Source organism: Streptomyces sp. NPDC016309 (genome assembly GCF_043077235.1).
Taxonomy (GTDB): domain Bacteria; phylum Actinomycetota; class Actinomycetes; order Streptomycetales; family Streptomycetaceae; genus Streptomyces.
Map to the genome: position 1 here is coordinate 59,856 of NZ_JBIBSG010000017.1, position 20,425 is coordinate 80,280.

The following is a 20,425-nucleotide window of genomic DNA, read 5'->3' on the forward strand; positions in this document are numbered from 1 at the left end:
CTGCTGCCCGGTGAGACCGGTGGCACAGTGCGGGAGTCACCACCGGGGCATGACATTTTCATGCCCGCCCTCGTGACCCGCTCACTGGGGCTCCAACAGCGCTGATGTCAGGCTCGCTCCAGGCTCCAGAGCCGGGCTCCGGAGCCGGCGGTCGGCCCACGGGGGACGGCCGCGGAAACACGGGAAGAGGAGGGCACACACATGGACATCAAGGTCCTCGGACCGCTGGCAGCCCGTGAGAACGGGGTGTCCATCGTTCCGACCGCAGCCAAACCGCGACAGATACTGTCCCTGCTCGCCCTGCAGGCCGACCGCGTGGTCACCGTACCGACGCTGATGGCGGAGATCTGGGGCGAGGACATCCCGCGCAGCGCGGCCACCACCCTGCAGACGTACATCCTCCAGCTCCGCCGCAAGCTGACCGCCGCCCTCGACGGCGACCCCACCCGCCAGGCCAAGGACGTCCTGGTCACCCAGCACGGGGGATACCTGCTCCAGGTCCAGCCCGGACAGGTCGACGTCCAGGAGTTCGGCCGGCTCGCCGCGGCGGGACGCGCCGCGCACGAGGCGGGGGACCACTACGCCGCCTCCGAACTGCTCGGCGGCGCCCTGCGGATGTGGCACGGACCCGCCCTGGTGGACGTCCGCGTCGGCCCCGTCCTCGAACTGGAGGTGCTGCGGCTGGAGGAGGACCGCATGGCCGCCCTGGAACGGCGCATCGACGCCGACCTGTGGCTGGGCCGGCACACCGAGATCGTGCCCGAGCTGCGCGTCCTGGTCGCCAAGCACCCCATGCACGAGAACTTCTGCGCCCAGCTCATGACCGCGCTGCACCGCGCCGGTGCGGCCTGGCGGGCCCTGGAGGCCTACCAGCGGCTGCGCGGCACGCTCATCGACGAGCTCGGCCTGGAGCCCTCGCCCCGCCTCCAGCGGCTCCACCACGCCGTGCTCTCCGCCGACCCGGCGCTGGAACTGCCCCTGTCCACCGCCGGCTGACGACCGCTCCGGTCTGCTCCAGTACGTCTCGAGCCGAGCTGCCTACGTTCGGCCGATGACGATCCTCGACGACCTGACGGTCACCCAAGCCGCCCCTGACCTGCGACGCGCCGCCGCGGAGCTGCGCCGGCTCAAGGAAGAGGTGAGCCGCGGGCCCGACCCCGAGGCCACCCGGCGGCAGCACGCCAAGAACAAGCTCACCGCCCACGAGCGCCTCGAGCTGCTCTTCGACCCGGACACCTTCACCGAGATCGAACCGCTCCGGCGGCACCGGGCCGTCGGGTTCGGCCTGGAGGACAGGAAGCCGCACGGCGACGGCGTCGTCATCGGCTGGGGGCTGGTCCACGGCCGGACCGTCTTCGCCTACGCGCACGACTTCCGCGTCTTCGCGGGCGCGCTCGGAGAGGCCCACGCCGCCAAGGTGCACAAGGTCATGGACCTGGCGGAAGCCGCCGGCGCCCCGCTGGTCAGCCTCAACGACGGGGCGGGCGCCCGCATTCAGGAGGGCGTCACCGCGCTCGCGGGCTACGGCGGCATCTTCCGGCGCAACGTCGCCGCGTCCGGGGTCATCCCGCAGATCAGCGTGATGCTCGGCCCGTGCGCCGGCGGCGCCGCGTACTCCCCGGCCCTCACCGACTTCGTGTTCATGGTGCGGGAGACGGCCCAGATGTTCATCACCGGACCCGACGTCGTCCAGGCGGTCACCGGCGAGAAGATCACCCACAACGGCCTCGGCGGCGCCGACGTCCACGCCACCGCCTCCGGGGTCTGCCACTTCGCCTACGACGACGAGGCCGAATGCCTGGAGGACGTACGGTTCCTCCTGTCGCTGCTGCCCTCCAACAACCGCGAGATGCCCCCGGCCGCCCGCGGCGACGACTCGCCCGACCGCCTCACCGAGGCCCTCGCGGATCTGGTGCCGGCGGACCCCGGACGCAGCTACGACATCCGGGGCGTCATCGAGGAGATCGTCGACGACGGCGAGTACTTCGAGGTCCACGAGGGCTGGGCGCGCAACGTGGTGTGCGCGCTCGCCCGCCTCGACGGGCACCCGGTCGGCATCGTCGCCAACCAGCCCGCCTCGCTCGCCGGCGTCCTGGACATCCACGCCAGCGAGAAGGCCGCCCGCTTCGTGTCGACCTGCGACGCCTTCAACATCCCGCTGGTCACCCTCGTCGACGTCCCGGGCTTCCTCCCGGGCGTCGACCAGGAACACAACGGCATCATCCGGCACGGCGCCAAGCTGCTGTACGCGTACTGCAACGCCACCGTGCCCCGCATCTCCCTCGTGCTGCGCAAGGCCTACGGCGGTGCGTACATCGTGATGGACTCGCGTTCCATCGGAGCCGACCTGTCGTTCGCCTGGCCCACCAACGAGATCGCCGTGATGGGCGCCGAAGGCGCGGCGAACGTCATCTTCCGCCGCGAGATCGCCGCCTCCGACCACCCGGAGGCCACCCGGGCGCAACGCATCCAGGAGTACAAAACCGAGCTCATGCACCCCTACTACGCCGCCGAACGCGGGCTCGTGGACGACGTCATCGAGCCGGCCGAGACGCGCCGCACCCTGATCCGCTCGCTCGCCATGCTGCGCGCCAAGAAGGCCGAAGTGCCTGCTCGCAAGCACGGCAACGTCCCCACCTGACCGCCCGGACCCCCAGGTCCATGTGCGCGCGAGCGCCGATCGAGCCGACGGACGTTCCATGGCGTCACCGGAAACGGCGGCACGCCACGAGCGGACGCCCGTCCGGTCCGGCCGGCCGGGGCGTTCCCACCCCGAACCGCCCCGGCCGCCGCAGTGGCCCGGCCACAGCACCGGCACCACCCCGGCACCGGAATCGCATCGGCGCCGGACCGGCTCCAGCACCGAAACGGCTTCAGCACCCGAAACGGCTTCAGCAGTGACACGGACGAAGGGATCGACAGTGGCCCGCACAGTTCCATCCGGCAGGTGCCCGTTGGGGCATTCGGCCCCGTCGAAGGCGAGGTAGCGGCATGCGCAGAGTCGCCATCACCGGACTGGGCGTCGTGGCCCCCGGCGGGGTCGGCGTGAAGGAGTACTGGGACCTCCTCACGGCGGGGCGTACCGCCACCCGCCGGATCTCCTTCTACGACCCCTCCCCGTTCCGCTCGCAGGTCGCCGCCGAGTGCGACTTCGACCCGGCGGCCGCGGGGCTCAGCCCTCAGGAGATCCGCAGGCTCGACCGGGCCGCCCAGTTCGCGGTCGTCTCCACCCGCGAGGCGCTCGCCGACAGCGGCCTCGACATCACCGCCCTCGACCCGGGCCGGGTCGGCACCTCGCTGGGCAGCGCGGTCGGCTGCACCACCAGCCTGGAGCGGGAGTACGTCGTGGTCAGCGACGGCGGGCGCAAGTGGAACGTGGACCACGAGTACGCGGTCCCCGAGCTGTACCGGCACTTCGTGCCCAGCTCGATGGCCGCCGAGGTGGGCCGCGCCGCCGGCGCCGAGGGACCGGCCGCCGTGGTCTCCACCGGCTGCACCTCGGGCCTGGACTCGCTGGGGCACGCCGTGGACCTGATCCGCGAGGGCACCGCCGACGTGATGATCGCCGGCGCCACCGAGGCCCCGATCTCCCCGATCACCTCGGCCTGCTTCGACGCCATCCACGCCACCACCCCCCGCAACGACACCCCGGAGAGCGCCTGCCGGCCCTTCGACCGGACCCGCAGCGGCCTGGTCCTCGGGGAGGGCGCCGCCATCCTCGTCCTGGAGGAGCTGGAGAGCGCCCGCCGCCGCGGCGCCCACATCTACGCGGAGATCGCGGGATTCGCCTCCCGTTGCAACGCGTACCACATGACGGGGCTCAAGCCCGACGGCCGCGAGATGGCCGAGGCCATCGACGTCGCCCTCGGCGAGGCGGCCCTCGCCCCGGACTCGGTCGACTACATCAACGCCCACGGTTCCGGCACCAAGATGAACGACCGCCACGAGACCGGCGCGTTCAAGCGCAGCCTCGGGGACCACGCGTACCGCACGCCGATCAGCTCCATCAAGTCGATGATCGGGCACTCCCTCGGCGCGATCGGCTCCCTGGAGATCGCCGCGTGCGCCCTGGCCATGGAGCACGGTGTGCTGCCGCCCACCGCCAACCTCCACGAGCCCGACCCCGAGCTGGACCTCGACTACATCCCCCTGACCGCCCGCGAGAAGAAGACCGACGTGGTCCTCAGCGTCGGCAGCGGCTTCGGCGGATTCCAGAGCGCCATGGTGCTGGCCCGCCCGGAGAGGAGAACCGCATGACCACGGCAACGGTGGTGACCGGCCTCGGCGTCACCGCCCCCAACGGGCTGGGAACCGAGGAGTTCTGGAAGGCCACCCTCGCCGGTGAGTCCGGTCTGGGCCCGGTCACCCGCTTCGACGCCGGCCAGTACCCCTCCCGCATCGCGGGCGAGGTGTCCGACTACGTGGCCGAGGAGCACATCCCCAGCCGGCTGATGCCGCAGACCGACCACATGACCCGCCTCGCCCTGACGGCGGCGGACTGGGCCCTGGCCGACGCCGGCATCAACCCGGAGGAGATGCCCGAGTTCGGCATCGGCGTGGTGACCTCGGCGTCCGGAGGGGCCGTCGAGTTCGGCCAGCGCGAGCTGGAGAACCTGTGGAGCAAGGGCAAGGAGTACGTCAGCGCGTACCAGTCCTTCGCCTGGTTCTACGCCGTCAACACCGGCCAGATCTCCATCCGTCACAAGCTGCGCGGACCGAGCGGTGTGCTGCTCACCGAGCAGGCCGGCGGCATCGACGCGATCGGACAGGCCCGCCGCCACGTCCGCAAGGGCTTCCCGGCGGTCATCTCCGGCGGTGTCGACGCGGCCATCTGCCCCTGGGGCTGGGTGCCGCAGATCGCCTCCGGCCTGATGAGCACGGTCGACGACCCGGCGCGGGCCTACCTGCCCTTCGCGTCCGACGCCAGTGGGTACGTGCCGGGCGAGGGCGGCGCGATCCTCATCGTCGAGGACGAGCACTCGGCCCGCGAGCGCGGCGCCGGCCAGGTCTACGGTGAGGTCGCCGGGTACGCGGCGACCCTCGACCCCGCCCCCGGCTCCGGCCGTCCGCCGGGCCTGCGACGGGCCGCGGAGTACGCCATCGCCGACGCCGGCCTCAGCCCGGCCGACATCGACGTCGTCTTCGCCGACGCCGCCGGGACCCCCGCGCTGGACCGCATCGAGGCCGAGGCCCTCACCGGGCTCTTCGGACCGCACGGCGTACCGGTGACCGCCCCCAAGACCATGACGGGGCGGCTGCTCGCCGGCGGCGCGGCACTGGACGTGGCGACCGCCCTGCTCGCCCTGCGCGACGGGGTGATCCCCCCGACCGCCCATGTGACCGAGGCCTCCCCGGAGCACCGGATCGACCTCGTCACCGGACAGGCCCGGGAGGCCCGGCTGCGCACCGCCCTGGTGCTCGCCCGCGGCCACGGCGGCTTCAACGCCGCGCTCGTCGTCCGGCGCGCCTCCTGACGGCCGCGCACGGCGCCGGACGCACACCGCGCCGGCGCCGCGCGCCCCGCGGCCGCGCTCCGGTCACCGCGCCGGCCGGTCACCGCGCACCGGGCCCGCCCGGACCGCCGGGTCCGGGCACCGGCCGGCACACCCCCACGACGTACCCCCCACGACACAGCTCCCGCCGGACGCACGTCTCAGGACCGGCAGGGGTTCGGCAGTCACCACCCGAGTAGTTCTACGAGAGGACGGCACCGACCATGACCACGACGACCACCACCGTCACCCTGGCCGACCTGACCCGCATGCTCCGCGAGAGCGCCGGTGAGGAGGAGGGCATCGACCTGGACGGCGACGTCATCGACACCCCCTTCATGGACCTCGGCTACGACTCCCTCGCCCTGCTCCAGGTCATAGGCCAGATCCAGCGCGAGTACGGCATCGCCATCCCGGACGACGCCGTCGTCGACGCGGAGACCCCGGGGGCGCTCCTCGCCCTCATCAACGCCGGCCAGGGCTCCGCCGCCTAAGCCGTGTCCGGAAAGTCTCGCCTGGCCCGCGGTGTCCTGCACGCGCGCTCGCGGCGTTGTCGTCGGTCGCCGATGCTCCGCATCGACTCCCTCCTCCGCCTTGTGATCGCACGCACCGGACACCGCGGCCCCCGCCCTCCGGGCGGACGCCGATACCTTCCGGACACTCCCTAGGCCCGGCCCCCGAACGCGGCCGCCCCGCGAACATCCCCCGTAGCGGGGCGGCCGCCCCCCACCCAGCAACGCCATGCAACGCCATGCAACGCACTGCGTCAGCGGCCGGAGCCGCGGCCACGAGGAGGAAGCATGTCGCTCACGTCGTACAGCGCGGTCATCCGGAGACTCGTCGTCAGCCCCGGCCCCGCCCACGAGCAACGCACCCAGAGCGTGGCCTCGGCCGCCGCCGTCTCGGCGGTGCTCCGCGCCTTCGGACGGCCGCCCGGCCAACTCCCCGTGCGTACCGTCGTCTACATCGGCGCGGCCGCGCTCGACCCCGACCTCGGGCCCGAGCACGAGGGCTTCACCGTCCGCACCGCGCTCACCCCCGGCCGCGCCCTGCGCCTGGCCCACCACGAACTCCTCAGCGGCGGGGCCGACTTCGCCATGGTCGCCGGGTTCGGCGAACCGGACCCGCACACCATCACCGTGTACGCGGTCAAACGGGCCGCCGAGGCGATCGCCGACGCCGACCGCGTCCTCGGCGTCCTGGACCCGGCCGACGGCGACGAGGACGCGACCCCGCCGCTCCGCCCGCTGTACCACGGACACCGCGCCACCGCCCCCGAGCGGCACCGGCTGCTGCTCTGGTCGGGCCGGGACGCCGACGACGAGGTCCGGGTGCGCGGCGAACTGCTGCCCCTGCTGAGCGGACTGCACAGCGAGGCGTTCCCCGCCCTGCCGACCGCCGTGCCCTGCGGCACGCCCCCGGGGCCCGTGCGCGGAGCGGCCGTCGCGGTCGCCGCGCTCGCCGCCGGGACCGTCCACAAGGCCACGGCGGTACGCGCCGACCGGCCCCGCCCGGTCGCCCTGCTCTTCCCCGGCCAGGGCTCCCAGCACACCGGCATGGCCCGCGGCCTGTACCGCCGGGAACCGGTGTTCACCGCCGCCGTCGACGCCGTCCTCGCCCACATGGGCGACGAGGGGGACCGGATCCGCGAGGACTGGCTCACCCCCGGCGAGCCGCGCGTCCCCATCGACGACGTACGGCGCGCCCAGCCGCTGCTGTTCGCGGTCGACTATGCCCTGGGCCGGATGGTCCTCGGGTGGGGCGTGCGCCCCGCCGCCCTGCTCGGGCACAGCGCCGGCGAGCTGGTCGCCGCGGTCATGGCCGGTGTCGTGTCGCTGCCCGACGCGGTCACCATGGTCATGTCGCGGGTCCGGGAGGCGGTGCGGATACCGGAGGGCGGCATGCTGGCCGTCGCCGCGAGCGAGGACCGGCTGCGCCCCTATCTGAACGCCGACGTCGCCATCGCGGCCGTCAACACCGCCCAGCAGGTCATGCTCGCCGGTTCGGCGGGGCCGCTGGCCGCCACCGCGGCCCGGCTGCGGGCGGACGGGTTCACCGTGGTCACGGTGCCCGCGACGAGCCCCTTCCACTCCCCGGCGATGGCCCCCGCGTCCGACGCGGTGGAGGCCGACTACCGCCGCATCCCGTTCCGGGAGCCGGTGCTGCCGCTGTACTCCGGCTACACGGGGGCGCTGATGCGCCCGGAGGAGGCGCTGAGCCCCCGCTTCTGGGCCCGCCAGATCACCGACACCGTCCATTTCCGCGCGGCGCTGGAGGAGCTCGTCGCCATCGAGGACGTCCTCCTCATCGAGGCGGGGCCGCGCCAGACGCTCACCGCGTTCGCCCGCCGCCACCGGGCCGTCCGGCTCGGCGCCAGCGCGGTCTCCCCGCTGCTGCCGGCCCGCGGGGGCACGGCGGAGGCCGACCGCCAGTCGGTGCTCACCGCGGCGGCGCGGATCTGGACCGAGGGCCACGACCTCGACATGGACGCGGTGTCCCGGCTGTGGACCTGGAGCGACGAGGAGGACGCCGTCCCGGCCGCGGGGGCCGGGGCGGCCGGACACCGCGAACCGGCGCCGGCGCTGCGCTCATGAGGGTGATCACACGGTTCCTGCGCGGCTGTTACGACGCGCTGGCCGCCGCCGGGTGGCTGTGGCTGGGCGTACCGATGCCCCCGCCGCTGGAGGCCCGGCCCCCGCTGCGGCCGCCGCCGCACGGCCATCCGGAGCGGCTGCGGCCGGACCTCCCGCCGAGCGACGCGGAGCTGGCCTTGTGGCGGCAGCTCATGGAACCGGCGCGAGAAGGGTGACCCGGGGGCGGGCGTTACGCCGCATGGCGGGCGCCCGTGTCTCCCGTAAAGCCGAAGAAACGTTAATTCGACATTCTCCGACGGTCCGTCGGAAACACCTGTGGTTCGGCACGTCTTCCCCGGAAGAGACCCCCGAACAGAGGTGACACCCGATGCTCCACAGACACGCCACAGCCGCGTGCGCCGCCCTCACCGCCGTCGGCGCGCTCGTGCTGGCCGGTCCGCCCGGCGCGGTCGCCGCCGAGGCGCCCGCGCCGCCGTCGACGCCCACGGCGTCCGGCAGCCCCGGCTCCGGCAAACCGTCCCCCGCCCTGCTCGACGCCATGCAGCGGGACCTCGGCCTGACCCGCGAACAGGCCGAGACCCGGCTCAAGAACGAGGCCGAGGCGGGTGCCCGCGCCGGCCGGCTCCGCAACACCCTCGGCGACCGGTTCGCCGGGGCCTGGGTGAGCGGACCCGTCTCCGCCACCCTCACCGTCGCCACCACCGACGCCGCCGACACCGCCGCCATCAAGGCCGGCGGCGCCGAGGCGAAGGTGGTCCGGCACGGGCTCGGCAGACTGGAGGCGGCCAAGGCCAAGCTCGACAAGGGCTCGGTGCGCACCAAGACCACCGACGCCCCTGTCTGGTACGTCGACCTCCGCACCAACTCGGTGGTCCTGGAGGCCTCGAAGGAGACCGCCGCCGACGTGTTCCTCACCGCCACCGGCGTCGAGCGCGACCTGGTGCGCGTGCGGAACACGACCGAGCGGCCGCGCCCGCTCGGGCACGAGATCCGCGGCGGCGACGCCTTCTACATCGGCACCAGCCGCTGCTCCGTGGGCTTCGCCGTGGTCTCCGGCGACCAGCAGGGCTTCGCCACGGCCGGGCACTGCGGCCAGACCGGAGCCGCCACCATGGGGCACAACAAGGTGGCCCAGGGCGCCTTCAAGGCGTCCACCTTCCCGGGCAAGGACATGGCCTGGGTGGCCGCCAACGCCGAGTGGACGGCCACGGCCCACGTCAAGGGCCAGGGCGACCAGAACGTCGAGGTCGCCGGCTCCACCGAGGCCCTCGTCGGCGCGTCGATCTGCCGCTCGGGCTCCACCACCGGCTGGCACTGCGGCACCATCGAGCAGCACGACACCAGCGTGTCGTACATCCAGGGGACCGTGAAGGGCCTCACCCGCACCACCGTCTGCGCCGAGCCGGGCGACTCGGGCGGCCCGTACGTCTCCGGGACGCAGGCCCAGGGCGTCACCTCCGGCGGCTCCGGCAACTGCAAGGACGGCGGCACCACCTTCCACCAGCCCGTGAACCCGGTGCTCGCGGAGTACGGGCTGACGCTCAAGACCAGCGCCGCCGACCCGGGCGACACCGGCAAGGCGGGCGGCGCCTGGGCGGCGGGCAAGGTGTACCGCGCCGGCGACCGGGTCTCCTACGACGGCGCCACCTACCGGTGTCTCCAGTCGCACCAGGCGCAGCCCGGCCGGCTGCCTTCCGCCACCGCCCACCTGTGGCAGCGCGCCTGACCCACCGCACCGTCGAGCGGGGTCCCCGGCCGGCCCCCGGCCGGGGCCCCGCCGCCGAGGCCCGAGCCGCCCGCCCCGGGGATTCTCTCCTCCGCGTGCGACCGCACGCACCGGACACCGCGCCCCGCGCCCTCCGGGCGGACGCACCGGACACCGCGCCCCCGCGCCCTCCGGGCGGACGCCGATATGGTGCGGCCACGTCTAGCCTGGAGACATGACGCGAGCCGCTTCCCGCCCGAAGATCCGCCGCATCTACGACCCCGCCGACCCCGGCGACGGGGTGCGGGTCCTCGTCGACCGGCTCTGGCCGCGCGGCTTGTCCAAGGCGGACGCGCACGTCGACGAGTGGCCCAAGTCCCTGACCCCCTCCACCGAGCTCAGGCGCTGGTACCACGCGGCCGAGGGCGACGCGTACGAGGAGTTCCGGCGCCGCTACGAGGCCGAGCTCGCCGAGCCGGAGGCCGCCGAAGCCCTCGACCGGCTGCGCACGCTCGCCCGGAAGGGCCCGCTCACCCTGCTCACCGCCGCCAAGGAGCCCGACCGCAGCCACGCGGCCGTGCTCGTGGAGCGGCTCACGGCGTGACCGGGCTCGGATCCGGCTCCGGCGCCCGGGGCGCGGGCACCGGCGCCGGGTGACCGGCCGTCAGCAGCAGTACCCCGCGCGCCGCCACCGCCCCGGCGGCCGCCGCCACCAGCCAGCCGACCGGGCCCGCCCGGAACGTCTCGCCCAGCAGCGCCACCCCGATGACGGCCGCCGCCGCCGGGTTCGCCAGGTTCACCACCGCGAGCGGCGCCGCCAGCCCGCCCCGGAACGCCGCCTGGGACAGCAGCAGCCCGCCCGTGGCGAACACCGACACCAGCACGGCCACCAGCGCCGTCTGCCACCAGGTCAGCGGCCCGCCGGGCAGTTCCCGCGCCAGTGAGGCCGTCAGCGTCTGCGTCAGCGCCGACGCCACGCCCGACGAGATCCCCGCCGCCGTGGCGAGCCGCAGGCCACGGCCCGCGCGGCGCACCAGCCCGGCGATCCCGGCCGCCGTCACCGCGGCCACCGCCAGGGCCTCCGGCAGCGACAGCGCGTCGCCCGGCGTGGCCGGACCCACCACCGCGACCAGGCCGAGCAGCCCGCCCAGCGTCCACAGCGCGCCGCGCCACTCCGTCCGGGTCACCCGCCGCCGCTCGTAGGCCGCCCCCACCGGCAGCGCCGCCACCAGCGTGAGGGCGCCGAGCGGCTGGACCAGCGTGAGCGGCCCGTAGTGCAGCGCCGCCACGTGGGTGAGCGCCCCGGCCGCGTTCAGCCCCACCGCCCACCACCACAGCGGCCGGGCCAGCAGCGCCCGGGTGCCCCCGGCGCCCCCGGCCAGCCGCGCCTGGACGACCGCGGCCAGGGCGTACCCGGCGGCGGAGGCCAGCGACAGGAGGACGGCCAGCACCGTGGCCCTCATCGGAGCACCGCCCGGGCCACCGGCGGAGCCGTCCGCCACCCGGCCGACGACACCCGCACCAGGGCGAGAGCCGCGCCCAGCAGCACCGTGGCCACCAGCGCGTCCAGCCAGTAGTGGTTGGCCGTGCCGACCACCACCAGGAGGGTCACGAGCGGATGGAGCAGCCACAGCGCCCGCCACCGGCCGCGCGTGGCGGCGATCAGCCCGACCGCCACCATCAGCGCCCAGCCGAAGTGCAGCGAGGGCATCGCCGCGAACTGGTTGGCCATGCCGTCCGCCGCCGGAGCGGCGCCGTACACGGAGGGCCCGTAGACCCGCGCGGTGTCGACGAGCCCCGACTCCGCCAGCATGCGGGGCGGGGCGAGCGGGACGAGCAGGTGGAGGGCGAGTGCCGCGGCGGTCAGCAGTGCCAGTACGCGGCGCGCCCAGACGTAGTGGCCGGGCCGGCGCCAGTACAGCCAGACCAGGAAGGCCACGGTGGCCGGGAAGTGGATCCACGCGTAGTAGGCGTTGGCGGCCCGGACGACCGCCCCGCCGTGCAGCAGCAGGTCCTGCACGCCGCCCTCACCCGGCAGGTGGACGGCCCGCTCCAGGTCCCACACCCGGCCGGCGTTGCCGAAGGCCCGCGCCTCGTGCCCGTTCGCGACGAGCCGGCCGCACTTGTATACGAGGAACAGCGCTGTCACCAGCACCAGTTCCCGGACCAGGGGCGGCCGCGGCACATCGGTCGTCTCCGGCTCGGCAGGGCGTATCCCGGCGGTCCCGGTAGCCATTCTCCGGCCTCATTCGCAGATCAAAACGGAAGCAAACGAGTGAAAGCGTAGATCCGATCCTATCGAGACGCAAGCGTATCGAGACGTTTGCGTCTCGATTGCCCGGCGCTTACCCTCGTACATGCACAGACACCGCCCGCACCCGTGGAGGAACCGATGTCCACGCAGGCCGCCACGGCCGCCGCGCGCCGCAGCAGGATCAGCCCGGAGCGCGAACAGGAGCTGTACGGGGCGGTGCTCGACCTGCTGCGCGAGGGCGGCTACGACGCCGTGACCATGGAGGGTGTCGCCGCCCGCACGAAGTGCGGTAAAGCCACCCTCTACCGCCAGTGGAAGACCAAGTCCCAGCTCGTGACCGCGGCGCTGGACAAGAGCCGGTGCAGCCTGTTCACCGGTATCGACACCGGCTCCCTGGCGGGCGACCTGCGGGCGGCCGCGGTCGCCGCCGCCGGGCGCCGGGGCCGCGACACCGAGCTGATGGAAGCCGTCGGCCAGGCCTACCTCCAGCACCCGGACCTCCGCCGGGCGCTGCGCGAGACGGTCATCGCCCCGGAGGTCGCCGCCCTGGACGCGATGCTGCGCCGCGGTGTCGAACGCGGCGAGATCGCCGCCGACAACCCGGCCATCGCCTTCGTCGCCCCCGGCTTCCTGGGCGTCCTGCGTATCGAGCGGCTCTTCGAGGACCGGTTCGGCGAGGAGGACGCCCTGCCCGCTTACGTCGAAGCGGTGATCCTCCCGGCCCTCGGGATCGCCCCCGCCGGCTCCTGACGGCCACCCCGCCGTCTTCCCGCCGCCGCGCGCCTGGGGCACCATGGCCGGACCGCCCGTGCTCCCCACCCTGCCGTCCGGAGGCGCCGCATGAACCCCACCACCCCCACCGGCCCCCCGACGCCTCCCGTGCCCCCCGCGGCGTGCCCGGCGGCCCACCCCACCGCGCCCCTTGAAGGGCCGCCCGCACCCCCGGCCGAGCCACCCGCGTTATCCACCGCACCCCTCGAAGGGCCGTCCGTACCACCGGCCGGTCCGCCGGCCACGTCAGTCGAGCCACCCGCGTTGTCCACCGCACCCCTCGAAGGGCCGTCCGCCCGGCCGCGCGTCCCCGCCGCCCCACCGGTGCCGTTCGCCGCGCTCGACGCCCTCCAGCGCGACCCGTACCCCCTGTACGCGCGCGCCCGGCGGGCCGAAGGCCTCCTGCACGTACCCGAACTCGACGCCTGGCTCGTGGCCCGCGACGCGGACGTCCGCGAGGTGCTGCTGCGCCCCGAGGACTTCTCCTCCGCCGGGGCCCTGCGCCCCGACGCCGTCCCCGGCCCGGCCGCGCTGGCCGTCCTCGCCCGGGGCCTGGGCAACCGCCCGACCGTCGTCACCGCCGACGGCGCCGCCCACCGGCGCCACCGCGCCCCGCTCAACAGCGGCCTGTCCACCGCCCGCGTCACCGCGCTGCTGCCGTACGCGGCCGAGGTCGCCGACGACCTGGTCGACGGCTTCGCCGCGCACGGCCGCACCGAACTGATGGCCTCCTACGCCGAGCGGCTCCCCGGCGCGGTCGTCGGGCGGCTCCTCGGCCTCGACCCCGCCGACGTCCCGCTCGCCGTACGCGGCGGACACCGCGCCGAACAACTGCTGTTCCGGCCCCTGGGCGAGGACGAGCAGGTCGCCGCCGCCGAGGACGTCGTGGCCCTCCAGCACCTCCTGGACGGCTACGTACGCGACCGCCGCGCCCACCCCCGCGACGACCTGTGCTCCTCCCTCGTCGCCTCACTCGCCCCCGGCACCGGCGAACTCACCCGCGACCAGCGCGGCGAACTGGTGTCCACCCTCCGGAACTTCCTCATCGCCGGGCACCTCACCACCACCGCGCTCATCGGCACCACCCTGCTCCACCTGCTGGCGCACCCCGGACAGTGGGAACTCCTCCGGGCCAGGCCCGAGCTGATACCCGCGGCCGTCGAGGAGGCCCTCCGCCACGACGGCCCCGTGCAGGGCTTCCGCCGCACCACCACCCGCCCCGTCACCCTCGCCGGCACCCGCCTGCCCGCCGGGGCCTCCCTCTTCGTCGCGTACGGCTCCGCCAACCGCGACGAGGACCGCTACGAACGCGCCGACACCTTCGACATCACCCGGTATCTCACCCGTCCCCACGTCCGCCACGTCGCCTTCGGTCACGGCACCCACGGCTGCCCCGGCTCCCAGCTCGCCCGCGCCCAACTGCGGCTCACCCTGGAGCTGTTCACCCGCCGCCTGCCGGACCTCGCGCTCGCCGCCGACCACTCCACCCGGATGCGACCCACCCTCATCCACCGTTCGCCCGAGACCCTCCACGTCACCTGGACGACCTAGGTCGTGTCCGCAAAGTCTCGCCTGGCCCGCGGTGTCCTGCACGCGCGCTCGCGGCGTTGTCGTCGGTCGCCATGGTCCCCCGTAGCCCTTCGGGCACGGGAGGTGCCCCCACCGCCATGACTCCCTCCTCCGCCGTGCGATCGCACGCACCCGGACACCGCGGCCCCCGCCCTCCGGGCGTACGCCGATACTTTCCGGACACTCCCTAGGCGGGCTCGTCCGCACCGCACCGCGCCATGCCCGCCCCCACCGGCCGCCCGCCCCGTCAACCCCGCAGCCGTGGTGCCTCCGCCGCCGGGTCCACCGCCCCGGACGCTTCTCCGGCCGCCCCCGCCTCCAGCCGCGCCGCCAGCGCCCGCGCCCAGGCGGCCAGACCGTCCACGTCGATCCCGTGCCGACGGACCCCGAACGCGAGGATCCGGTCCGCGCCCCGCAGCAGCAGCCGGGCGCCGCCCGCCGTGTTGCCGCGGGCGGCGTGGGTCAGGCCGACCGCGAGCTGCGCCAGCCCCCGCCACAGTTCCCGCTCCTCCTCCGGGCCGGACTTCCAGGCGTCCTCCAGGACCTCGTGGGCGTGGAAGGGCATCCCGGCGTCCAGCAGTCGCTGGGCGTCCCGCACGGTCCCGTCGGGCGTGCGCACCACCCCCTCGGGCTGCCGCTCCACCCCCTCCCGGCCGTAGGGCAGGGGGCGCCCCAGCCCGTCCCGGGGACGCGCGTTGCGTGCCCGCCCCTCCTCGTCCCGGTCCCTCCGCGTCCTGTCCACCTCCCGATTGTCACCCGCCCGCGCGGCCCCGGCCACGCCCGCCCGACCCGCGACACGAACCCCGCCCCGGAGTGAGGTAATCTTCTTCTTGCGCGCCGCCCCTCGGCGAAAGCCACCGGACGCGCGCATCGGGACGTGGCGCAGCTTGGTAGCGCACTTGACTGGGGGTCAAGGGGTCGCAGGTTCAAATCCTGTCGTCCCGACTTGCTTTTACGCAGGTCAGAGGCCGTATCGGAAGCATCCGGTACGGCCTCGAGATCGTTTTTGGGCAGCGGTCCTCCGGGCCCACGAGCCCGCACCCGCCATGAGTGCCGCCGCTCCGTATGCCCCGGTCACCACCCCGGCCCCGATGTCCGGCCCCGCGAGGTAGGAGACGGCGCCGGCGACGGCGACGGCCAGCCACTCCCATCGGCCGTCCAGCGCGACGAGAGCGACGAGCAGGAGTGCGTACCAGGAGTAGCCGGGGGTCAGGAGGAGGAAGGCCGTTCCGGTGGTGAGCAGGGCCCCGCGCCAGGGGCGTTCGGGGTCGCCGCGCCACCAGACCGTGAGCGTCGCCGCCGTCATGACGAGCGGGACGGCGGCGGGCGCCCACGCGTCGGGCAGGACGAGGCGCAGCAGGGCGTACCGACTGCCCGCGCCCGCGTCGTCGTAGCCCTCCTCCTGTGCGTAGCCGCCCAGATAGCCGAGGACGGAGCCGTCGGAGAGCAGGACGTACGGGAGGTAGAGCATCCCGACGACCGTCACCGCCGGGGCCACGACCGCCAGGATCGTCCGTGGCCGCCGCACTCCGGACAGCGCGCCCGGGAGGAGGACGGCGGGCAGCAGTTTCGCGGCGATGGCGAGGCCGAGCAGGATGCCGCCGGTGACGCGGCGGCGGGCGACGACGGCCAGGGCGGCGACCGAGAAGAGGACGGCGAGGACGTCGGCGTGGGCGTTGTTGACGGCCTCGACGGGGACGGCCGGGCACCAGGCCCACCAGGAGGCCTGCCGGGGATCGCCCCACCGTCGCAGGACGGCGACCAGCAGGCCGGTCACCGCGAGGGACAGGACGGCGGCGCCGGTCTGGAGCGCCTTGTGGCGGGTGTCGGCCGGCGCGAGGGCGTGCACCAGGAGGAACCAGCCTTCGGCGACGGGCGGGTAGATCGTGTGGACGGCCGGCCGGTTGATGCGGGTGCATCCGCCGTCGGCCAGCGCGGCGAGCTCGCGGCCGTGCGCACAGGCGGCGGGGCCGGGGAAGAGCCACGCGTCGCGCAGTCGGGCCAGGGCCGGGTCGGCGGGGGCGTGGTCGTACGGGGAGATCCCGGCCGCCTGCACCCGGCCGTCCCACGCGTACCGGTACGAGTCCGTGCTGGTACGCGGCGCTGCCACGAGGCCGGTGGCGGTGACGGCGACCGCTCCCGCGAGCACGAGCGGGACGACCATGTGGGCAGGGACCCGGCGCAGGGCGACCACGCCTGTCGCGAACAGCGCCCAGCATGCCGCGTAAGCCGTCAGGAAAGGGACCCCGAGGGTGTCCCCGCGGAGCAGCACCGTCAAGGCGGTGGTCAGGGCCGCGATCAGGAGGGTGGTGACGGCGAGTCGGCGGGCACGGAGCATGGGCGCAGCCTGGCAGTGCTCACGGCCGCGCGCCGGGCGACCCGTCGGGGCGTTCGGGTTTCGTAAGGTGTCGAAGCCTCCGTACAGAGGCGAGCGGCGCTGTCATGGACGTCATGACCTCCCGCATGCACTGGCCGCGGCGGTTCGCCCCGCCCGCCTTCACCGGCCGTCTCCACGACGCGCGAACGGCGACCTCCGTCGGCCGGTGGCTCGGCGTGGCCTTCGCCGTCTGCTTCGCGACCGGCCTCGTCAGCCACTATCTCCAGCACCCGCCGGCCTCGCTCGCCGACGATCTGCCCACCCGGCCGGTCTGGGGCTACCGGCTCACCCAGGGGCTGCATGTCGCCGCGGGACTGGCGGCGATCGTGCTGCTCCTGGCCAAGCTCTGGGCGGTGTATCCGCGGCTGTTCGTGTGGCCGCCGGTCCGGTCCGTCCGGCACGCCCTGGAGCGGGTGTCCGTCGCGGTCCTGGTCGCCTCGGCCGTGTTCCAGGTGCTGTCCGGGCTGCTCAACATCGTGGAGTGGTATCCGTGGCCCTTCTCGTTCGTGCCCGTGCACTTCGCCGTCGCCTGGATCGCGGCGGGGTCGATCCTGCTCCACATCGCCGTCAAGGCCCCGGAGATCGTGGCCCATTGGAGCCGGCGGTCGGCAGGGACGCTGGCGTTGCCGGCCGAGGACGGACCCGACCGCCGCTCGCTGCTGCTGGGCGCGGGCGCTGCCGTGGGTGTGGTGACGCTGACGACGGTGGGGCAGTCCTTCACGCCGCTGAAGGCGTTCGACCTGCTCGCCCCCCGGCACCCGGATCACGGCCCGCAGGGCCTGCCCGTCAACCGGACCGCCGCCGCGGCCGGTGTCTCGGCGCGCGGTCTGGGGGAGTGGAGGCTGGAGGTCGTCGGGCCCCGCGCGTACACGTTGTCACTTGACGCGCTGCGAGCCCTGCCCCGGACCCGGGTCCGGCTGCCGATCGCCTGCGTCGAGGGCTGGAGCGTCGAGGCGCACTGGGGAGGAGTGCGGGTACGGGACTTGGTGGAGCGGGCCGGTGTGCGGCCCGGCTCCGTCGCCGTGCGGGTGACCTCGCTGGAGGTGAGCGGTGCCTACCGGGTGATGGAGATGGGCGCCGACTACACGGACGATCCGCTCACGCTCCTCGCACTGACCCTCAACGGGCAGCCCCTCTCCCTCGACCACGGCTTCCCCGCGCGGATCATCGCCCCCGGCCGGCCAGGCGTGCTCCAGACCAAGTGGGTTCACCGTCTGGAGGTGCTGTGAGGACGGCGAGCGTGTTCCGGTACGGGGTCGGTGGTCTGGGGCTCGTCCTGATCGGCATCGGGGCGTGGCGCGTGGCGGACCAGCCGGATCCGCTGGACGTGCTGGTGTGGCTGGCCGGGGCGGTGGTCCTGCACGACGGGATCCTCGCCCCGCTGGTCCTCGCCGTCGGCCTGCTGCTCGCCGGGCGTCCCGAGCGGGGCGTGGCGCGCGGGGCGCTGGTCGTGGCGGGGAGCCTGGTGCTGGTCACGCTGCCGCTGCTGGTCCGGCCGGGGGAGCCGCCGAACCCCTCCGCGCTGCCGCTGCCGTACGGACGGAACCTGGCGATCGTCCTCGCGGCGGTGGTCGTGGTGGCGGTGGCGATGATCCTCGTACGGCGGTGGCGGGGGCGCCCTCGGCGGAGCCGGACGACGACCGACCGGTGAGGGCCACGAAGTGACGGCCCCACAGGTCCCATCGTTCGGCCACCGTCCAGCCCGTGGCGGCCGCGTGCGCGGACAGCGCGCGTACGCCTGTGCGGGCCCAGGGGAACGGCGCGCCCCGCCCTCCCCGCCCGTCGTCCACCCGCACCTCGCAGCGCTCGTCGACGTCCAGGGGCACGCATTCCGCGATGACCCGGCCGGAGCCGGCGACCACTTGCCGCATGCGGCGCAGCAGAGCGGCGGGGTCTCCGCCTATTCCGATGTTGCCGTCGATGAGCAGGGCCGTGTCCCAGCGTCCTTCGCCAGGCAGCGGGTCGAAGACCGAGCGGCACAGGGCCGTCGCGCCGAGCCGCTCGGTGCGGGCGACCGCCTCCGGGCTGACGTCCACACCCAGCGCGCGGTCCCCTAGGGCGGCGACGAGCCGCCCCGGTCCGCAGCCCACGTCGAGGACCGTGCCGAGGCAGCGGTCCAGGACGGAACGGTCCGCGCGGTCGGGTGCCCCGCACCAGCGCTCGACCTCCAGAGGCAGGAGCCATCCGTCGTCGCGGCGCAGGAAGAGCGGGCCCCGCCCGGTGCGCAGGGCGTCGCCGTACGGGTCGGCGCGCCAGGCCGTCGTCGCGGTCACGCGCCCGCTCCCGCCGGCGCCGTTCCGGTCAGCGCGGAGTGCAGGGCGGCGAAGCGGCTGCCCGGCGCCCCGTCCGCCACGAGGCGCGCGTCCCCGGCGGTGTCCACGTCCCGCAGCACGGGCAGGGTGCCGATCCGCAGCCCGGCCGCGCGCAGCCGCTCGTACTGGACGGTGCCGGTGTCGGGGCGGGACATCGGGACGCCGAGCAGGAGGGCGGGATCGGGGGAGGCGAGGCCGAGGGCCCAGAAGCCGCCGTCCGCCGCGGGGCCGAACCACGCGTCGCACGTGTCCCAGCACAGAGCCGGGGCCAGCAGAGCGGGGGTGACCTGCGGGGTGTCCATGCCGATGAGAAGCGCCGGACCGTCACAGGCGGCGAACGCGGCGGCGAGCCGTACGTCGAGCCCGCCCGTCACCTGCGGGACGAGCCGGAACCCTGATGGCAGCCAGGCGCCGGGCTGCCCGTCGAGCACGAGGACGTGCCGCTCGGCGGGGACCCCGAGAACCGCGGCGAGCGTGTCGGCGAGGGCCGCCTCGGCCAGGGCGGCGGCCGCCTCGGGCGGGAACGGTGGAGTGAGCCGGGTCTTGACCCGGCCGGGCACGGGCTGCTTGGCGATGACGAGGAGGGTGGTCACGGGCGCTCACCACCGGCCGGCGCCGGCTCGTCCAGTACGCGGCGCATGTCGTGCACGGCCTGCCAGGTGCCCTTCCAGGTGCCGGTGACTTTGGAGCGGCCGGCACGGGGGAGGTAGGGCACGTCCACCTCCCGTACCCGCCAGCCGGCGTCGGCGGCCCGGACGACCATCTGGAGCGGATAGCCGCTGCGCCGGTCGGAGAGACAGAGAGCGAGGAGCGCCTCGCGCCGGGCCACCCGCATGGGCCCCAGATCGCGCAGCCGCAGCCCGGTGCGACGGCGGAGGAGTCGGGACAGCGCGAGGTTCCCGGCCCGGGCGTGGGCCGGCCACGCGCCGCGTGCGGTGGGGCGGCGGCGGCCGAGGACGAGGTCGGCGGAGCCGTCGGCCACGGAACGCGCGAGGCCGGGCAGCAGGCTGGGGTCGAGGGAGGCGTCGCAGTCGCAGAAGCAGACGAACTCGGCTTCGGCGGCGAGCAGTCCGGCATGACAGGCGGCGCCGAAGCCGCGTCCGGGCTCGTGCACGACGGTGGCACCGAGGCGGGCCGCGAGTGCGGCGGAACCGTCGGTGGAGCCGTTGTCGACGACGATCGCCCGCCATCCGGCGGGGATGCGGGTCAGCACCCACGGCAGGGCCTCGGCCTCGTCGAGACAGGGAAGGACGACATCTGCGGTCATGGTGGTCACGGCTCTCACCGTAGGAATCGCAGGGCGCTTCGGGGCCCTGGAAGTCCTTACGAAACACGGACGGCGCACGACGTC

Annotated in this window: 19 protein-coding genes and 1 tRNA gene; 13 read left to right on the plus strand and 7 right to left on the minus strand. The window is 74.7% G+C overall.

Going from position 1 to position 20,425, the window contains the following annotated elements; translation table 11 throughout:
• Positions 1-201 precede the first annotated feature (201 nt).
• The 9 genes from ACF068_RS30155 (at position 202) to ACF068_RS30195 (ending at position 10,395) form a co-directional block, all read left to right on the plus strand.
• Positions 202-996: a BTAD domain-containing putative transcriptional regulator gene (locus tag ACF068_RS30155; protein WP_392277483.1), complete on the plus strand. Its 795-nt coding sequence runs from the start codon at positions 202-204 to the stop codon at positions 994-996.
• Positions 997-1,051: 55 nt separating this feature from the next.
• Positions 1,052-2,641, plus strand: a complete 1,590-nt coding sequence (locus ACF068_RS30160) for an acyl-CoA carboxylase subunit beta (RefSeq protein ID WP_392277484.1) — start codon at positions 1,052-1,054, stop codon at positions 2,639-2,641.
• A 350-nt stretch (positions 2,642-2,991) separates the two neighbouring features.
• Positions 2,992-4,257 carry a beta-ketoacyl-[acyl-carrier-protein] synthase family protein gene (locus ACF068_RS30165; protein WP_392277485.1) on the plus strand — a complete coding sequence of 422 codons (1,266 nt, stop codon included), beginning with the start codon at positions 2,992-2,994 and terminating at the stop codon, positions 4,255-4,257.
• On the plus strand, positions 4,254-5,474 hold the full coding sequence (locus tag ACF068_RS30170; protein ID WP_392277486.1) for a ketosynthase chain-length factor: 1,221 nt from the start codon (positions 4,254-4,256) through the stop codon (positions 5,472-5,474). Before ACF068_RS30165 ends, ACF068_RS30170 begins: the two co-directional genes overlap by 4 nt.
• A gap of 242 nt (positions 5,475-5,716) precedes the next feature.
• On the plus strand, positions 5,717-5,986 hold the full coding sequence (locus tag ACF068_RS30175) for an acyl carrier protein (RefSeq protein WP_392277487.1): 270 nt from the start codon (positions 5,717-5,719) through the stop codon (positions 5,984-5,986).
• 306 nt (positions 5,987-6,292) lie between these two features.
• Positions 6,293-8,086 (plus strand): acyltransferase domain-containing protein, encoded by a 1,794-nt coding sequence (locus ACF068_RS30180; protein ID WP_392277488.1) that lies wholly within the window; start codon positions 6,293-6,295, stop codon positions 8,084-8,086.
• Positions 8,083-8,301, plus strand: coding sequence for a DUF6059 family protein (locus ACF068_RS30185; protein ID WP_392277489.1), 219 nt, complete (start codon positions 8,083-8,085; stop codon positions 8,299-8,301). The genes ACF068_RS30180 and ACF068_RS30185 overlap by 4 nt, the downstream gene beginning before the upstream one ends.
• Before the next feature lie 152 nt (positions 8,302-8,453).
• Positions 8,454-9,812, plus strand: coding sequence for a trypsin-like serine protease (locus ACF068_RS30190; RefSeq protein WP_392277490.1), 1,359 nt, complete (start codon positions 8,454-8,456; stop codon positions 9,810-9,812).
• Positions 9,813-10,026: 214 nt separating this feature from the next.
• Positions 10,027-10,395, plus strand: coding sequence for a DUF488 domain-containing protein (locus ACF068_RS30195; RefSeq protein ID WP_392277491.1), 369 nt, complete (start codon positions 10,027-10,029; stop codon positions 10,393-10,395).
• On the opposite strand, the gene ACF068_RS30200 is transcribed toward ACF068_RS30195, so the two are convergent.
• Positions 10,385-11,254, minus strand: coding sequence for a DMT family transporter (locus tag ACF068_RS30200; protein WP_392277492.1), 870 nt, complete (start codon positions 11,252-11,254; stop codon positions 10,385-10,387). The two genes, ACF068_RS30195 and ACF068_RS30200, sit on opposite strands and share 11 nt — an antisense overlap.
• The gene (locus ACF068_RS30205) at positions 11,251-12,027 is read right to left on the minus strand and encodes a phosphatase PAP2 family protein (RefSeq protein WP_392277493.1); all 777 of its coding nucleotides are present in this window, start codon (positions 12,025-12,027) and stop codon (positions 11,251-11,253) included. Before ACF068_RS30205 ends, ACF068_RS30200 begins: the two co-directional genes overlap by 4 nt.
• A 156-nt stretch (positions 12,028-12,183) precedes the next feature.
• Between ACF068_RS30205 and ACF068_RS30210 the strand changes: the two genes are divergently transcribed.
• Together ACF068_RS30210 and ACF068_RS30215 are read left to right on the plus strand one after the other, a co-directional pair.
• The gene (locus ACF068_RS30210; RefSeq protein WP_392277494.1) at positions 12,184-12,795 is read left to right on the plus strand and encodes a TetR/AcrR family transcriptional regulator; all 612 of its coding nucleotides are present in this window, start codon (positions 12,184-12,186) and stop codon (positions 12,793-12,795) included.
• A gap of 345 nt (positions 12,796-13,140) precedes the next feature.
• Positions 13,141-14,367, plus strand: a complete 1,227-nt coding sequence (locus tag ACF068_RS30215; protein WP_392277525.1) for a cytochrome P450 — start codon at positions 13,141-13,143, stop codon at positions 14,365-14,367.
• Between the two features lie 265 nt (positions 14,368-14,632).
• Here the strand turns inward: ACF068_RS30215 and ACF068_RS30220 are convergent, their stop codons facing one another.
• The gene (locus tag ACF068_RS30220) at positions 14,633-15,127 is read right to left on the minus strand and encodes a DUF309 domain-containing protein (protein ID WP_392277495.1); all 495 of its coding nucleotides are present in this window, start codon (positions 15,125-15,127) and stop codon (positions 14,633-14,635) included.
• Between the two features lie 129 nt (positions 15,128-15,256).
• Between ACF068_RS30220 and ACF068_RS30225 the strand changes: the two genes are divergently transcribed.
• Positions 15,257-15,330 (plus strand) — tRNA-Pro (locus ACF068_RS30225).
• Between the two features lie 16 nt (positions 15,331-15,346).
• Here the strand turns inward: ACF068_RS30225 and ACF068_RS30230 are convergent.
• A complete protein-coding gene (locus tag ACF068_RS30230) occupies positions 15,347-16,723 on the minus strand; it encodes a glycosyltransferase 87 family protein (protein ID WP_392277496.1) in 1,377 nt (458 codons plus the stop codon).
• 113 nt (positions 16,724-16,836) lie between these two features.
• Between ACF068_RS30230 and ACF068_RS30235 the strand changes: the two genes are divergently transcribed.
• The gene (locus ACF068_RS30235; RefSeq protein WP_392277497.1) at positions 16,837-17,991 is read left to right on the plus strand and encodes a molybdopterin-dependent oxidoreductase; all 1,155 of its coding nucleotides are present in this window, start codon (positions 16,837-16,839) and stop codon (positions 17,989-17,991) included.
• Between the two features lie 243 nt (positions 17,992-18,234).
• On the opposite strand, the gene ACF068_RS30240 is transcribed toward ACF068_RS30235, so the two are convergent.
• From ACF068_RS30240 to ACF068_RS30250, 3 genes are read right to left on the minus strand one after another with little or no spacing between them, the layout of a single operon-like run.
• The gene (locus ACF068_RS30240; protein ID WP_392277498.1) at positions 18,235-19,035 is read right to left on the minus strand and encodes a class I SAM-dependent methyltransferase; all 801 of its coding nucleotides are present in this window, start codon (positions 19,033-19,035) and stop codon (positions 18,235-18,237) included.
• Positions 19,032-19,667 carry a DUF2064 domain-containing protein gene (locus ACF068_RS30245; RefSeq protein WP_392277499.1) on the minus strand — a complete coding sequence of 212 codons (636 nt, stop codon included), beginning with the start codon at positions 19,665-19,667 and terminating at the stop codon, positions 19,032-19,034. The genes ACF068_RS30240 and ACF068_RS30245 overlap by 4 nt, the downstream gene beginning before the upstream one ends.
• A complete protein-coding gene (locus ACF068_RS30250) occupies positions 19,664-20,341 on the minus strand; it encodes a glycosyltransferase family 2 protein (protein WP_392277526.1) in 678 nt (225 codons plus the stop codon). The genes ACF068_RS30245 and ACF068_RS30250 overlap by 4 nt, the downstream gene beginning before the upstream one ends.
• Positions 20,342-20,425: the final 84 nt, after the last annotated feature.

Excerpts from the sequence above, each read along its gene's own strand:
- ACF068_RS30160 (WP_392277484.1), top strand. The coding sequence starts at position 1,052 with ATGACGATCCTCGACGACCTGACGGTCACCCAAGCCGCCCCTGACCTG.
- ACF068_RS30175 (WP_392277487.1), top strand. The coding sequence starts at position 5,717 with ATGACCACGACGACCACCACCGTCACCCTGGCCGACCTGACCCGCATG.
- ACF068_RS30185 (WP_392277489.1), top strand. The coding sequence starts at position 8,083 with ATGAGGGTGATCACACGGTTCCTGCGCGGCTGTTACGACGCGCTGGCC.
- ACF068_RS30235 (WP_392277497.1), top strand. The coding sequence starts at position 16,837 with ATGACCTCCCGCATGCACTGGCCGCGGCGGTTCGCCCCGCCCGCCTTC.
- ACF068_RS30205 (WP_392277493.1), bottom strand. The coding sequence starts at position 12,027 with ATGGCTACCGGGACCGCCGGGATACGCCCTGCCGAGCCGGAGACGACC.
- ACF068_RS30195 (WP_392277491.1), top strand. The coding sequence starts at position 10,027 with ATGACGCGAGCCGCTTCCCGCCCGAAGATCCGCCGCATCTACGACCCC.
- ACF068_RS30165 (WP_392277485.1), top strand. The coding sequence starts at position 2,992 with ATGCGCAGAGTCGCCATCACCGGACTGGGCGTCGTGGCCCCCGGCGGG.
- ACF068_RS30250 (WP_392277526.1), bottom strand. The coding sequence starts at position 20,341 with ATGACCGCAGATGTCGTCCTTCCCTGTCTCGACGAGGCCGAGGCCCTG.
- ACF068_RS30210 (WP_392277494.1), top strand. The coding sequence starts at position 12,184 with ATGTCCACGCAGGCCGCCACGGCCGCCGCGCGCCGCAGCAGGATCAGC.
- ACF068_RS30190 (WP_392277490.1), top strand. The coding sequence starts at position 8,454 with ATGCTCCACAGACACGCCACAGCCGCGTGCGCCGCCCTCACCGCCGTC.
- ACF068_RS30200 (WP_392277492.1), bottom strand. The coding sequence starts at position 11,254 with ATGAGGGCCACGGTGCTGGCCGTCCTCCTGTCGCTGGCCTCCGCCGCC.
- ACF068_RS30170 (WP_392277486.1), top strand. The coding sequence starts at position 4,254 with ATGACCACGGCAACGGTGGTGACCGGCCTCGGCGTCACCGCCCCCAAC.
- ACF068_RS30180 (WP_392277488.1), top strand. The coding sequence starts at position 6,293 with ATGTCGCTCACGTCGTACAGCGCGGTCATCCGGAGACTCGTCGTCAGC.
- ACF068_RS30155 (WP_392277483.1), top strand. The coding sequence starts at position 202 with ATGGACATCAAGGTCCTCGGACCGCTGGCAGCCCGTGAGAACGGGGTG.
- ACF068_RS30230 (WP_392277496.1), bottom strand. The coding sequence starts at position 16,723 with ATGCTCCGTGCCCGCCGACTCGCCGTCACCACCCTCCTGATCGCGGCC.